This is a genomic window from Providencia sp. wls1916, assembly GCF_009706585.1.
Taxonomy (GTDB): domain Bacteria; phylum Pseudomonadota; class Gammaproteobacteria; order Enterobacterales; family Enterobacteriaceae; genus Providencia; species Providencia lanzhouensis.
Window position 1 is genome coordinate 176,667 of record NZ_WLUL01000013.1, and the last position, 14,014, is coordinate 190,680.

11 protein-coding genes and 1 tRNA gene are annotated in these 14,014 nt (G+C 41.4%); 6 read left to right on the forward strand and 6 right to left on the reverse strand.

Annotated elements, in window-relative coordinates; genetic code table 11:
- Positions 1–6: 6 nt before the first annotated feature.
- Both rpoZ and gmk read right to left on the reverse strand, forming a co-directional pair.
- Entirely contained in the window at positions 7–282 is a 276-nt protein-coding gene (gene rpoZ, locus GKR61_RS08935) for a DNA-directed RNA polymerase subunit omega (RefSeq protein WP_006659598.1), read from the reverse strand.
- A 56-nt stretch (positions 283–338) separates the two neighbouring features.
- Positions 339–962, reverse strand: a complete 624-nt coding sequence (gene gmk / locus GKR61_RS08940; protein WP_036948585.1) for a guanylate kinase — start codon at positions 960–962, stop codon at positions 339–341.
- Positions 963–1,272: 310 nt separating this feature from the next.
- On the opposite strand from gmk, the gene ligB reads away from it, so the two are divergent.
- Positions 1,273–2,985 carry an NAD-dependent DNA ligase LigB gene (gene ligB, locus GKR61_RS08945; protein WP_154639736.1) on the forward strand — a complete coding sequence of 571 codons (1,713 nt, stop codon included), beginning with the start codon at positions 1,273–1,275 and terminating at the stop codon, positions 2,983–2,985.
- 37 nt (positions 2,986–3,022) lie between these two features.
- Here the strand turns inward: ligB and GKR61_RS08950 are convergent, their stop codons facing one another.
- Positions 3,023–3,637, reverse strand: coding sequence for a trimeric intracellular cation channel family protein (locus GKR61_RS08950; protein WP_036948588.1), 615 nt, complete (start codon positions 3,635–3,637; stop codon positions 3,023–3,025).
- A 123-nt stretch (positions 3,638–3,760) separates the two neighbouring features.
- Between GKR61_RS08950 and GKR61_RS08955 the strand changes: the two genes are divergently transcribed.
- A complete protein-coding gene (locus tag GKR61_RS08955; RefSeq protein ID WP_195848359.1) occupies positions 3,761–5,089 on the forward strand; it encodes a DUF3748 domain-containing protein in 1,329 nt (442 codons plus the stop codon).
- Between the two features lie 288 nt (positions 5,090–5,377).
- Here GKR61_RS08955 and GKR61_RS08960 read toward each other — a convergent pair whose 3' ends face one another.
- Entirely contained in the window at positions 5,378–5,734 is a 357-nt protein-coding gene (locus GKR61_RS08960; protein WP_336426618.1) for a YceK/YidQ family lipoprotein, read from the reverse strand.
- A gap of 312 nt (positions 5,735–6,046) precedes the next feature.
- Here GKR61_RS08960 and GKR61_RS08965 point away from each other — a divergent pair, with 312 nt between their 5' ends.
- A complete protein-coding gene (locus GKR61_RS08965) occupies positions 6,047–7,705 on the forward strand; it encodes a putative transporter (RefSeq protein ID WP_036948594.1) in 1,659 nt (552 codons plus the stop codon).
- Between the two features lie 219 nt (positions 7,706–7,924).
- Here the strand turns inward: GKR61_RS08965 and GKR61_RS08970 are convergent, their stop codons facing one another.
- Positions 7,925–9,181, reverse strand: a complete 1,257-nt coding sequence (locus GKR61_RS08970; protein ID WP_154637302.1) for a valine--pyruvate transaminase — start codon at positions 9,179–9,181, stop codon at positions 7,925–7,927.
- Positions 9,182–9,386: 205 nt separating this feature from the next.
- Positions 9,387–9,950: a DNA-3-methyladenine glycosylase I gene (locus GKR61_RS08975; RefSeq protein ID WP_108478733.1), complete on the reverse strand. Its 564-nt coding sequence runs from the start codon at positions 9,948–9,950 to the stop codon at positions 9,387–9,389.
- Between the two features lie 199 nt (positions 9,951–10,149).
- On the opposite strand from GKR61_RS08975, the gene glyQ reads away from it, so the two are divergent.
- The 3 genes from glyQ to GKR61_RS08990 all read left to right on the forward strand — a co-directional run bounded on the left by glyQ (position 10,150) and on the right by GKR61_RS08990 (position 13,445).
- A complete protein-coding gene (gene glyQ, locus GKR61_RS08980; RefSeq protein WP_006659589.1) occupies positions 10,150–11,058 on the forward strand; it encodes a glycine--tRNA ligase subunit alpha in 909 nt (302 codons plus the stop codon).
- 9 nt (positions 11,059–11,067) lie between these two features.
- Entirely contained in the window at positions 11,068–13,137 is a 2,070-nt protein-coding gene (gene glyS / locus GKR61_RS08985; RefSeq protein WP_036948602.1) for a glycine--tRNA ligase subunit beta, read from the forward strand.
- Positions 13,138–13,368: 231 nt separating this feature from the next.
- Positions 13,369–13,445 (forward strand) — tRNA-Pro (locus GKR61_RS08990).
- Positions 13,446–14,014 lie beyond the last annotated feature (569 nt).

Sequence of the window (14,014 nt, forward strand, 5' to 3'; positions counted from 1 at the left end):
TAGTAATTAGCGACGACCTTCAGCGATCGCAGAAACTGCCTGCATTTCAGCGGCTTCTTGCTCTTGCTGTTCTTGGCGTTCACGCACATCCAAAATGTGACCGTTAATTAAACCTTCTTCTACTTCACGTAGCGCGATAACAGTGTGCTTATCGTTTTCTTCTGGAACTAAAGGATCTTTACCACCAGTTTGTAACTGACGAGCTCTACGTGCTGCGACCAGTACGAGGTCAAAACGGTTACCAATTTTTTCTACTGCGTCTTGAACAGTTACGCGTGCCATAAGTGTGCTACTCCAAAGAAATAAAAAAATGACCTGATATGATACTGAAACTATTCTCAGTCTGCTAGTAATTTGCTGATTAAAGCATCATGTCGCTGGACTTGGCGACCTAATCTCAAGCGCTCAGCACGCATGATAGATTGTAAATCGCTCAGTGCGGTGTTGAAATCGTCGTTTACAATGACGTAATCGTATTCATTGTAATGCTCAATTTCGCCAACTGCTTGTGACATGCGCTTTTCAATGACTTCATCACTATCTTGACCACGACCACGCAGACGGCGATATAACTCATCTTTTGATGGCGGTAGAATAAAAATACTACGTGCCTCTGGCATTTTCGCGCGAATTTGCTGAGCACCTTGCCAGTCAATATCGAGAAACACATCCACGCCACTATTTAAGACTTCCTCAATAATGGGTTTTGAGGTGCCGTAGTAGTTACCGAAAACACAGGCATGCTCTAAAAAGTCATTGTTCTCAACCATCTGAAGAAATTCAGCTTCAGAAACAAAGAAGTAATGCTCGCCATGAATTTCGCCTGGGCGTGCAGCTCGAGTTGTATGAGAAACAGAAACTTGAGTGTCATACAACGGTTGTGTCTTCAGTAATGCTTGGATAAGACTGGACTTACCTGCGCCACTAGGAGCAGAGAGAATATATAACGTGCCTTGTATCATGATGATTTCTTGAATATTTGTGGGTTAGACATAAAAGATAGTGATAAACCCTACATAGTATACACGTACTTAAGACAACATGCAGCGATATCAATTAACCATGAAATAAGAGTAAAAAAGTTTTGGTTATTGGAAAATTGTGAACGCCTTCCAGAAAATAAATTTAACTTAATGAAAATACCATCTGTTTTGCGAAGCGCTATGCAATTAACGGCATTGCCTGCTGCTACCCTTGATTTATTGACTCAGAATGCAATGCAACACATAGCGGTTCGGAACATGGTTTAAACTTAAATATAATAGGGACATTATGCATTATTTTTCAGTCAGGAAACTCTGGAAATTTGGTTGGTTCTGCCTATTACTTCAATCTGTTATTTCAATAGGCTATGGTGCGGAAACCGTAGATTCTCCAAAAGCATGCCGCTCATTAGATAATGAATTAACAAGAATGGAGCAGCGGCGGCTGGGAGAGCAGCTACAAGAGTGGGACAGGCAATATCAGATTGGCGGTGTGAGCGGTGTGAGTGACGAGGTTTATGACCAACTTTTGGCGAAGTGGCAGCAGGGGCAGCGCTGTCAAAATTTACCTGACACTCTAGTACAACCGTTACAGTCTAAAACTGAACGATTAATAAAGCATCCCATACCCCATACGGGATTGAAAAAATTAAAATCAGAAGAAATAGCAGCATGGATAAAGGCTCGTAATGAAGTTTGGTTGCAACCTAAAGTCGATGGTGTTGCGGTGACGCTGCACTATGAAAATGGACGTTTAGTGTCAATGATTAGCCGGGGCAATGGGAATGAAGGGCTTAATTGGCGAGATAAAGCCGACTTTATTCAAGCTATCCCCAAAACTATTTCAGCGAAGCAACCTCTTGTTTTACAGGGTGAATTATTTTGGAGACTCAATGGACATGTACAAAATGTGGATGGTGGAAAAAATGCACGGAGTAAAATTGCGGGTTGGCTGATGCGCAAGGAGCTACCTACACAAGTCACGGATGATATCAGCATTTTTATTTGGGCATGGTCTGATAACTCTGTCGCTATGAATCGTCAATTGAGTGAATTAAAGAGGCTAGGATTTGATTGGGTACAACAATATAGCCATCCAATCTCTGACTATCAATCAGCAGCCAAGTGGCGTGACCATTATTATTCAGCGCCGATGCCATTTGCAACCGATGGTATCGTTTTGAAAAGCTTTCCACCACCGCCGTCATCGGCTTGGCGAGCAAACCAAAACAGTTGGAGTGTAGCATGGAAATACCCGCTAAAAAGTGTGGTCTCAGAGGTTATTAATTTAACTTTTCGGGTAGGGAGATCAGGGGCTGTGAATGTGATTGCTAACATTGAACCCGTCACAATCGATGATAAAAAAGTGAGTAAAATCCGCATTGGTTCGCTCAATTCCTGGAAACAAAAAGATGTGTTAGTTGGGGATAAAATCCAGTTAACGTTATCAGGACATGGGACGCCATTTATGGAAAAAGTCATTTGGCGGCGAGAGCCTAGGTTGCATCCGAACACATCCTCTCTCGAAAACTTTCATTCATTGAGCTGTTTAGCATACACACCAGATTGTGCTCCCCAATTTGTTGCTCGCCTAGCTTGGCTAGGTAAACAATTAAAGATTCGCGGGGTGGGCGAAAAGACATGGAAGATATGGGTAGAGCAATATGGACTCTCAACGTTGCTTGGTTGGCTTTCTCCTCATTGGCAAGATTCATTACCTAAGAATAAGAAAACGGCAAATGCGCTTAGCCAGTTACAAAAGACATCTATGCAGCCAATAACAAATTGGTTGAAAGGGTTCGGAATTCCTTTAGAAATTAAACATCTAAACAAGATATCCACGATAGAAGAATTGAGTGAACAAGAGACTGTGGAGTCGCTAGGTTTATCTGAAAAGCGGAAGCAGGCATTAAAGTACTGGTTGGCAGAGCCTGAAATTCAGAAGGCGCTATACACTTTGCAGGAACTGTATACTTTGCAGAAGCTAGATCTCAGCCATTAGCGGTTAAACGAATGGCTGATAGGAAAATCAGTTTTGGTTAATCTTGGCTTTCGTAATTAAAAATAGGTAATCCCAAACGGTAGCGGATGGCAAGCAGCCTGGCACTTAAACCTGCGACCAACGTGATAATAACCACGATATCTTTAGGGAGTGGTGTATACAGCAAGCCGATATATAACCATGCGGCAGCAAAAGAGACGCCCGCGTAGACTTCTTTTTGGAAAACCAGAGGGATGGTGTTACACAGCATGTCACGAAGTACACCGCCAAATACACCGGTAACTACAGCAGCAATGGCGGCAATAATAGGGCTATAATTCATATCGAGGGCTATTTGGGCACCAAGAATAGAGAAGACGATTAAGCCAATCGCATCAAGTATTAAGAAGAGCCGGCGAAGGTGTTTCATCATCGGTGCTATCCAGATGGTGACAATGGCAGCACCTGCCACGGTCATGATGTATTCGGGGTGGGCAACCCAACCTAGAGGGTAGTGACCGAGTAGAATATCACGGACAGAGCCACCGCCGATGGCGGTTGCAGAAGCAATAATAATGACGCCAAAGACATCCATTTTACGGCGTCCAGCAGCTAAAGCGCCTGTCATGGCTTCGGCAGTAATACCAATAATATAGAGAACACTTAATAACATGATGGTTTTATTCAATACTATAGTGATTGTCTAAGGGTAATATTACTTGTGAAACTTCTCGACTGAGATTTTTTATTCTCTTAAAGAATTGATTAGTTAAAGTAATCCGATAGCCTATGTTAAATGATGTCAAAGGATAACAGATTGAGCAATAAAATGCCTTATAAAGAAATGTGTATTACTGATGATTCGCGAAGTCATCAGCTTACAAATATTAATGTTTGGACACCAGATAGCCAGTGGTTAGCTTATGATGTTCGACCAATTGGCAGTTCATTTACCGGGCAAACCATAGAAAAAATTCATGTTATTACCCATCAAAAAGTAGAAATTTATCGAGGATTGTATGGTGCCCATGTTGGCGTAGTCACTGTAAGCGCTGAAAATCCGCCTCGTTATGCTTTTATTCAGGGTCCAGAATATCCCGATGAGTCTTGGCAGTATGATTTCCATCATCGCCGAGGTGTTTACGTTGATGACTGCCAACTCGGTATTGCGCATCCGATTGATGCAATGTGCATTACGCCACCTTATATGGCGGGTGCGCTCAGAGGTGGAACACATGTTCATGTTTTTAGCCCTGATGGGAAGTGGTTGAGCTTTACCTATAATGACCATGTTTTGCATGAGATCGATCTTCAATTAGACCAACGCAATGTGGCTGTTGCCGTACCTGCAGGCGCAGTGACCATTGAACCTATTGGTCATGAAAGAGAATATAGCGGCGATTTTTTCTGTAGTGTTGTGACGAAGACAACTTTGATGCCAACTCCGAATAGCGACGAGATTAGCCGAGCCTATGAAGAGGGGTGGGTTGGTCAACGTGGTTATATGAATCAACAAGGCCAGTGGCAACGACGTGCATTAGCGTTTATTGGAGATACGCATCATCAAAATGGTGACGTGGTCCCTGAAGTTTACTTAGTTGATTTACCTGAAGATCCAAATGAATTCAAAATCCAAGGCGATGAACCTCTGCAAGGTACCGAAAAAACCATGCCAGCGCCGCCTAAGGGTGTGAAACAAAGGCGTTTAACGTATACACATCATCGGAAGTTTCCAGGGCTAGCGAAACAGCCAAGACACTGGTTGCGTACTTCACCAAATGGCGAATTAATCGCCTGTTTGATGCATGATGATCATGGCATTGTGCAATTATGGTTGGTGGCAACGGCAACAGGAGTACTCACTCAGGTGACATTTGGCAAGTTTTCAATTCAGTCTGCATTTAGTTGGAATAAAACTGGTGAGTATCTCTGCTTTGTGTATGACAATAGCGTTGTACGTTGCCATGTGGCGACTGGAGATTTAGAACGGTTAACTCAGAGAACAGAAATAGCCCCTGTCGCAGATGCTGTTGTCTTTTCTCCAAATGATAAATTTGTAGCATTTATGCGAGATATTAATGGGTTTAGACAGATTTATATTGTTGAAACAGGGTTGTCTAATTAAAGTTTATCTGGAATAACACTCATGAAGAATAAAAAGGTGGGTATTCATCTTTTTATTCTTCAAAAAAAGAGGGCTTAAGTAATCATTAAATTAAATGCTCAATATTTGATTCATGTATATTGATTTAAAATTAATAAGCGGTGGGTTAATAGAATAGATTAAAAAAGATGGAAATTTGGTCAGTAAGATAAAGGATTTATTAACCTAAATTAAGTTAATAATATTAATTATATTTTAAGTATTATATTCTTGATTAGAGCATCAATAAGCTACTTTTATATAGGAAAATTATTGAGGGTTCTTTGGCTGTTGTTTATCAAGTCGCTGTTTATCAAGTTGTTCTACACGTTTTTTTGGTGAATCTGCCTCTTGTGAGCCGTTTGAATGCATATAATCCATCGGAATTAATAATGTATCCATGAGTGCAGTAAATGGTAAATCAATAACCAGCAACGGCTTAACTACCCAGCCGGTATCTTCATGCTGCAGCATATCAACGCTATTTTTTGTCCCAGGATAATAGCTATCAGTAGGGCCAGCATGAGTCATAATACTGGAGCACCCACTTAATGTAAGAGTTAATAAGGTGGAAAATGCTAACGACCTAAAAAAAATCAAGCTTGGCATATATATGTTGACCTGCATTTAAATGAATTTTGCCTAATCAGAGATCATAATAACTAAAAACTAAAAATTCACAATCGAGCAACTCTATTATTATTTAAGATACCCTCAGAATAATAGCTCTTTTTTGTATTATTTTATGTCGGTGATGTTAATAATTAGCAATTAAATTGTTTTTAACTAAAGTATGAAAATGCATAATTGAATTGCTGTGAACTGTGCTCTATCACACAACTTCCTCTGTGTTTATTTGGCACAATCGATTCAGTTGCAAATGTAATAACTCCGTATGTCCCGTATTTTGGTTCATTGTCGTCAAAAGGATAGCGGTCTATGAGTGAATTAGCGCTTACAGTCAGTTTATTAGCATTAGCTGCCGCACTAGGCTTATGGATAGGTAATTGGAAAATCCGCAACGTGGGCTTAGGGATTGGCGGGGTTCTTTTTGGTGGAATTATTGTTGGGCATTTTGCGCGAAGTTATGGCTTGTCTCTCAATAATGACATGCTGCATTTTATTCAAGAATTTGGTTTGATTCTCTTCGTTTATACCATCGGGATACAAGTTGGACCCGGTTTTTTCTCTTCTTTGCGTGTTTCTGGTTTAAAACTCAATGGATTTGCCTTGATGGTGGTTATTTTAGGGGCTGTCGTTACCGCTATTATCTATAAAATAGCAGACATTCCTCTACCAATTATTTTGGGCATTTTCTCGGGCGCAGTCACGAATACACCATCGTTAGGGGCTGGGCAGCAAATTCTATCTGATTTAGGGTCTGATCCGAGTTTGGTCGGACAAATGGGAATGGGGTATGCGATGGCTTACCCAATGGGAATTTGCGGTATTTTGCTGGTGATGTGGCTCGTTCGTATTATCTTTCGTATCTCGGTAGATAAAGAAGCCGCGGAGTTTAATAGTGCGAACGTTCAGCATCGTGACTCACTGCAAACGATGAACATCGCGGTGCGCAATACCAATCTTGATGGCTTGATGATGCAAGATATTCCCATGCTTGGCAGTGAAGACATTGTTTGCTCGCGGCTAAAACGCGGGGAAATGCTGGTGGTGCCTCAGCCCACGACAGAAATACATCTTGGAGATCTACTGCATGTTGTTGGGCAAAGAGAAGACTTAAATAAAGTTCGCCTAATCCTTGGTGAGGAGGTTGAAGCTTCATTATCAACTTCAAGTTCTGTATTGCACTCTGTCCGAGTGGTCGTGACTAATGACGCTGTACTAAGTAAACGTTTAAAAGAACTGAATCTCAAGCAGAAGTATGATGTGGTGGTAACTCGTTTGAACCGGACTGGGATTGACCTGATGGCAAACAACAATTCTGTACTGCAATTTGGTGATATCCTCAATATTGTTGGGCGTCCTGAATCAATTGAAGCGGTCACAGCAATACTTGGAAACGCGAAACAAAAATTACAGCAAGTCCAGATGCTGCCTGTATTTATTGGAATAGGTTTGGGGGTTGTTTTAGGCTCGTTACCGATATTTGTACCGGGCTTTCCTGCTGCATTGAAGCTAGGTTTAGCGGGCGGACCATTAGTTGTTGCCTTGATCCTTGGACGAATAGGTACCATTGGACGACTGTATTGGTTTATGCCACCAAGTGCCAACTTAGCGTTGAGAGAGCTTGGAATTGTGATGTTCTTGGCAGTTGTCGGGCTGAATTCGGGAGGGAGTTTTATTGAAACTCTTATTCAAGGTGATGGGCTCACATGGATTGGCTATGGGCTATTAATTACCTTTATTCCTCTGTTTATCACCGGCTTAGTTGCACGCATTTTCGGAAAAATGAATTATTTAAGCCTATGTGGTGTATTGGCAGGCTCTATGACAGATCCACCAGCATTAGCTTTTGCAAATAATATCCATCCAACCAGCGGAGCACCGGCACTTTCTTATGCCACGGTATATCCTTTAGCGATGTTTTTACGCATTATCTCGCCGCAGTTATTAGCTATCTTATTTTGGGCATTATGATTGTGAATAAAGGAAGGAATAAGATATGGAGAAAAAGTATCCGTCTATATAAGGGCGTAATTGGTCTTTGTTCTAGCCATAACTGATATTGAAAAAGTGGTTTAATAACCGCGAATAAGATTTGTCGTGTACAAATATATTCGATTTCAATTATGGAGTTCTCGCTAATTTTGGCCCTTTCCTCAATGGAAAGGGCTTTTTTTAACCCTACAGCTAGATTTAGCGTTCAGATTCTTGATAGGCTTTTTCTAATTCTTGAGCAAGGATTTGAATCCCTTGCTCAATCTTTTCCGGCTCAGGAACATAGTTCATACGCATACATTCATGGGCATGTTGCCAATCTTCTTCAAGTCCTGGGAAAAAGTAATGTCCCGGAACCATCAATACACCACGTGCTTTTAAGCGGCGATAAAGTTCTAAACAGCTAATTGGCAGGTCTTTAAACCACAACCACAAGAAAATGGCGCCCTCAGGTTTATGAATAAGGCATTTATCTTCAGGGATATAGCGGCGAATGATCTTAATGACTTCTTCAACGCGCTGTTTATAGAATGGTCCTATAACATTTTGAGATAATTCAAATAAATCGTCACGCTGTAGCATTTCAAGTGCGATGCTTGGACCGATACCACCCGGAGCAAGACTAATAATGCCATTCATATTACTGATGGCACCAATCAACTCTTCATTACCAATAATAATACCGCAGCGAGTTCCCGGTAGACCGAGTTTTGATAAGCTCATACACAGGATGACATTGTCATTCCAAAATGGTGTGGCTTCGCTAAATATAATGCCGGGGAAGGGAACACCATACGCATTATCAATCAATAATGGAATATTATGTTTCTTAGCTAATTGGTCAAGATGCAGCACTTCCTCATCGGTGATCACGTTTCCTGTTGGATTCGTTGGGCGAGATACGCAAATTACACCAATATCTTCAGTAATTTCAAGGGTGTTGAAATCAACGTGATATTTAAACTGACCATCAGGCAAAAATTCAATTTGCGGCTTATTTGCCACAAAAAGATCATCATCAAGTCCAGAGTCTGCATAACCCACATATTCAGGGGCAATTGGGAAAAGCACTTTACGAGAGATACCATCTTCAAAGCGACCAGCAAGTAGGTTAAATAGATAGAAAAACGCACTTTGGCTGCCGTTTGTTAGCGCAATATTTTTCACGCTGATATCCCAGCCTAGTTTCGCTTTTAGAGTTGCTGCTAGCGCTTTCAACATGGCATCTTTGCCTTGAGGACCATCATAGTTACACAAGGTATCGGTCAATTGCCCATTGGCACACATTTCAGCGAGGAGATCTTGGAAATATTTATCCATCTCAGGAATATGAGCAGGGTTCCCACCACCAAGCATAATAGCGCCGGGGGTTCTGAGACCTTCATTCAAGTCTTTCATTAATTCTGAAATGCCTGAATTCTTAGCAAATTTATTACCAAATTTAGAGAAATTCATTGTATTTATTCACATTTGTTTATTAGGTTGTTAATGGAATTTCCAACATACCGCGCCCCCACCTAGAGTTCAATAGCTTAATTACAGTTCTTTTTCATATAAAATGTCAAACATAGGTAATAAATTAGTTTTTTGGGTTATCTTATTGACCAAGCTTAGTTTATTTGTGTTGTTATATATTCAGGTTCCATCGATAAATTTTGATTTATCGATACTGGCAACAATTTACAAGGTGGTCATTGACCATCCCAGTGGCTTGCATAAAGGCGTAGCAAGTAACAGAACCTACAAATTTGAAGCCATGTTTTTTCAGTGCGTTAGACAAGTTTTTAGAAAGTTCTGTTTCCGCAGGAACTTGGGCAGATTCCGTCCATTTATTCACAATAGATTGGTGGTCCACAAAGTCCCAAATGAAAGTAGAAAAATCTATTCCTTCGTTTTTCATCGCTAAATAAGCTTTGGCGTTAGCAATAATCGCGTTGATTTTTAATCTGTTACGAATAATTCTTGAGTCTTGCATAAGCCGCTCTACATCTTTTTCATCCATCAAGGCAATCTTTTCAGGATCAAATTGATGGAATAGGTCTCGGTACCCTTGGCGCTTTTTCAAAATAGTGTACCAAGAGAGCCCTGCTTGCTGGCCTTCGAGGCAGATCATTTCGAATAATTCTTGATTATCCTTGGTGGGTTTTCCCCATTCATTATCGTGATAGGCAATATATTCGGGATCTTGGTTGACCCAATGACAGCGAGTGAGTGAGGTTTCCATTTTCATCCTTTTTCTAATTATGTTCAGCTTGTGAGCAAGAATAGAATCTTTATACTGTATAAAAACACAGTTTTAAAGGGGTGAAATTAATTTTTTTTCTTTTTAGAATGGTTACAGACGTATTCATTGCTGTATATCTGGCGGTCAAAGGGTATACTGGTCACTTTCTTAAATTTCACGTATCGCGTGCGGATCTAACATGCAAAAGTTTGATACCAAAACCTTTCAAGGTCTTATCCTGACATTACAGGATTACTGGGCGCGCCAAGGCTGTACCATTGTTCAACCACTGGACATGGAAGTCGGCGCAGGTACTTCACACCCAATGACGTGTTTGCGCGCTTTAGGTCCAGAGCCTATCGCAGCAGCTTATGTTCAGCCATCTCGCCGACCAACTGATGGTCGCTATGGTGAAAACCCGAACCGTCTACAGCACTATTACCAATTTCAGGTGATCATTAAGCCTTCGCCTGACAATATCCAAGAGTTGTACTTAGGTTCATTAAAAGAACTTGGTATTGACCCAACTGTCCATGATATCCGCTTCGTTGAAGATAACTGGGAAAACCCAACACTGGGTGCTTGGGGTCTGGGTTGGGAAGTTTGGTTAAATGGCATGGAAGTGACTCAGTTTACTTACTTCCAGCAAGTGGGTGGTCTGGAGTGTAAACCTGTAACCGGTGAAATCACTTATGGTCTTGAGCGTCTTGCTATGTATATTCAAGGCGTTGATAGCGTGTACGATCTGGTTTGGTGCGATGGCCCACTGGGTAAAACCACGTATGGCGATATTTATCACCAAAACGAAGTTGAGCAATCCACGTATAACTTTGAACATGCCAATGTTGAATTCTTATTCAAATGCTTTGAAGAGTATGAAAAAGAAGCTCAATATCTGCTTGCTTTAGAAACGCCTCTGCCACTTCCGGCTTATGAGCGTATTTTAAAAGCTGCTCATACCTTTAACTTACTGGATGCCCGTAAGGCAATTTCAGTCACAGAACGCCAGCGCTATATTTTACGCATCCGTACCCTGACTAAAGGGGTGGCAGAAGCTTATTATGCTTCTCGTGAAGCGCTGGGTTTCCCTATGTGTCATAAGAACTAAGAGGCTGTCATGACTCAACAGACTTTCCTAGTGGAAATCGGTACAGAAGAGTTACCGCCGAAGGCTCTTCGTTCTCTTGCAGAATCATTCGCCGCTAACTTTACTGCGGAATTGGATGGTGCAGATATCGCTCATGGAGCAGTGAACTGGTTTGCTGCACCTCGTCGTTTAGCGCTGAAAGTGGAAAACTTATCCGGGGCTCAGCCAGATCGCGAAGTTGAAAAACGTGGCCCTGCAATTTCCCAAGCATTTGATGCTGAAGGTAAACCCACAAAAGCAGCCGAAGGTTGGGCGCGTGGCTGTGGGATCACCGTTGATCAAGCAGAACGCTTAACCACAGATAAAGGCGAATGGTTACTGTATCGCGCACAAATGAAAGGGCAGCCAGTCAGCGAATTATTGATTGATATGGTTAGCCGTTCACTAGCGAAATTACCGATCCCTAAATTAATGCGCTGGGCAGATAAAGAAACTCAGTTTGTACGTCCAGTACATACTGTGACATTACTGCTGGGTAGCGATGTTGTTAAGGGTGAAATTCTTGGTATTAAGAGCGACCGTATTATCCGTGGTCACCGTTTTATGGGTGAAGCTGAATTCACAATTGATAACGCGGAACAATATCCAGAAATTTTACGTACTCGCGGTAAAGTCATTGCAGATTATGCTGAGCGTAAAGCGACAATTATTGCCGATGCAGAAAAAGCTGCTCAAGCGTTGGGCGGTAAAGCAGATTTAACCGACAGCTTAGTTGAAGAAGTGGCTTCTTTGGTTGAATGGCCAGTAGTATTAACAGCAAAATTCGAAGAGAAATTCTTAGAAGTTCCTGCTGAAGCACTGGTATACACCATGAAAGGCGACCAAAAATATTTCCCTGTTTATGATAATGCTGGCAAGTTAATGCCGAACTTTATCTTTGTGGCAAATATTGAGTCTTCAGATCCTCAGCAAATTATCTCCGGTAACGAAAAAGTCGTTCGCCCGCGTTTAGCAGATGCGGAATTCTTCTTCAAAACTGACCGTAAGCAGCGCTTAGAAGATAACTTACCACGTTTAGAAACTGTTCTGTTCCAGCAACAGCTAGGTACTCTGCGTGATAAAACTGATCGCTTAGAAGCGTTAGCAGGTTGGATTGCGAGCAAGATTGGTGCGGATGTAAATCACGCAACCCGTGCAGGCTTACTGGCTAAATGTGACTTGATGACCAACATGGTCTTTGAATTCACAGACACTCAAGGTGTTATGGGGATGCACTATGCTCGCCATGACGGTGAGTCAGAAGATGTTGCACTTGCACTAAAAGAACAGTATCAACCGCGTTTTGCGGGTGATGAATTGCCATCTACTGATGTTTCTGCGGCATTAGCGTTAGCTGAAAAAATGGATACTCTCGCAGGTATTTTCGGTATCGGTCAGCATCCGAAAGGGGATAAAGACCCATTCGCTCTGCGCCGTGCGGCATTAGGTGTGTTACGTATTATCGTTGAAAAAGGCTATCAGCTTGATCTTGTGGAAATGACCCAAGAGGCGGTACGTCTATATGGCGATAAACTGACTAACAAAAATGTCGTGGAAGATGTGGTTGAGTTCATGCTAGGTCGCTTCCGTTCTTGGTACCAAGAACTGGGCTACAGCATCGACACTATCCAAGCCGTATTAGCACGTCGCCCAACTCAGCCAGCTGACTTCGATGCGCGCGTTAAAGCAGTAACTCACTTCCGTTCTTTAGAAGAAGCACAAGCGCTGGCAGCTGCCAACAAACGTGTTTCTAACATTCTGAGTAAGTCAGAAGAGAAACTCGCTGATAGCGTGTTAGCGTCTGTACTGAAAACGCCAGAAGAAGTGAAATTAGCCACTCACGTTGTGGTACTGCAAGACAAGCTTGCGCCAATGTTTGCTGAACGTAACTACCAAGAAGCACTCGTAGAGTTAGCCTCTTTACGTGACGTCGTTGATGAATTCTTTGCTAATGTCATGGTGATGGATGAAGATCCTGCTGTGCGGAATAACCGTTTAACACTGTTAAGCCAGCTTCGCGAGTTATTCTTAAAAGTTGCAGATATTTCACTGCTTCAATAGGTTGATTTTTAATCAGTTATTTTCTGTTTAGAAAATAATTGCATAAATATGACCTTCCCAGTGATTGGAATAAATAAGCGCTAAAATATTTTTAGCGCTTATTTTTTATCCAAAAATAGACGTAAAAATAAGAAACCATACCATTTTGATGGTTTTATCAGCATACGAACGGTTTTAGCGAAAAATAGGGTTGACGATCCCCATTCTTGGCAGTATTATTCACACCGTTTTCGGCGAGTAGCGCAGCTTGGTAGCGCAACTGGTTTGGGACCAGTGGGTCGGAGGTTCGAATCCTCTCTCGCCGACCAAATTCTAAAACCCACCTCATTGAGGTGGGTTTTTTCGTTTCTAGCTCCCTCATTTTTCCAACGCCTTTTAGTTACCACTATTACGCAATTACGCATCATTTAATGCACATTACGTATTAATAAGCTTTTCATTGCTTTTAAGCTAAGCGCTCAGAACAAAACAAGTCTAGCTATCAAAACCAGCCTTCATAATGTGATTGGTATTTTCCCCCGCGATTCCCTGAAAATGGTAAGAGGATATATAAATCCGCCAATAATTCTTTTTAGTATAAAAAACATGCAAAACAATCAGCTAACAAATAGTTTCATGTGAATTCTATTTAGCGTTTTATGTTGCAGTTTTTTGTATTGCCCACTATTTCCGCTCAGTAATTCAGCACTTAATCACAAATATACAAATAATTAACGTCCTTATAAAAATCTATCCAGTAATGTTTCTGTGGTTATAACCGCTAGGAAATAAACATTTTCGTAACATATAAGGCTATGTTTACACCAAAATAATTCAAAAAATGTTATTTAAGCGAAATTGTTACAGTGAATAATGCTATTGACGAAATGTATTCCAG

Bases quoted from the DNA above. Each gene is read 5' to 3' on its own strand.
- rpoZ (WP_006659598.1), bottom strand. From the start codon at position 282: ATGGCACGCGTAACTGTTCAAGACGCAGTAGAAAAAATTGGTAACCGT.
- gmk (WP_036948585.1), bottom strand. From the start codon at position 962: ATGATACAAGGCACGTTATATATTCTCTCTGCTCCTAGTGGCGCAGGT.
- ligB (WP_154639736.1), top strand. From the start codon at position 1,273: ATGCATTATTTTTCAGTCAGGAAACTCTGGAAATTTGGTTGGTTCTGC.
- GKR61_RS08950 (WP_036948588.1), bottom strand. From the start codon at position 3,637: ATGTTATTAAGTGTTCTCTATATTATTGGTATTACTGCCGAAGCCATG.
- GKR61_RS08955 (WP_195848359.1), top strand. From the start codon at position 3,761: ATGATGTCAAAGGATAACAGATTGAGCAATAAAATGCCTTATAAAGAA.
- GKR61_RS08960 (WP_336426618.1), bottom strand. From the start codon at position 5,734: ATGCAGGTCAACATATATATGCCAAGCTTGATTTTTTTTAGGTCGTTA.
- GKR61_RS08965 (WP_036948594.1), top strand. From the start codon at position 6,047: ATGAGTGAATTAGCGCTTACAGTCAGTTTATTAGCATTAGCTGCCGCA.
- GKR61_RS08970 (WP_154637302.1), bottom strand. From the start codon at position 9,181: ATGAATTTCTCTAAATTTGGTAATAAATTTGCTAAGAATTCAGGCATT.
- GKR61_RS08975 (WP_108478733.1), bottom strand. From the start codon at position 9,950: ATGGAAACCTCACTCACTCGCTGTCATTGGGTCAACCAAGATCCCGAA.
- glyQ (WP_006659589.1), top strand. From the start codon at position 10,150: ATGCAAAAGTTTGATACCAAAACCTTTCAAGGTCTTATCCTGACATTA.
- glyS (WP_036948602.1), top strand. From the start codon at position 11,068: ATGACTCAACAGACTTTCCTAGTGGAAATCGGTACAGAAGAGTTACCG.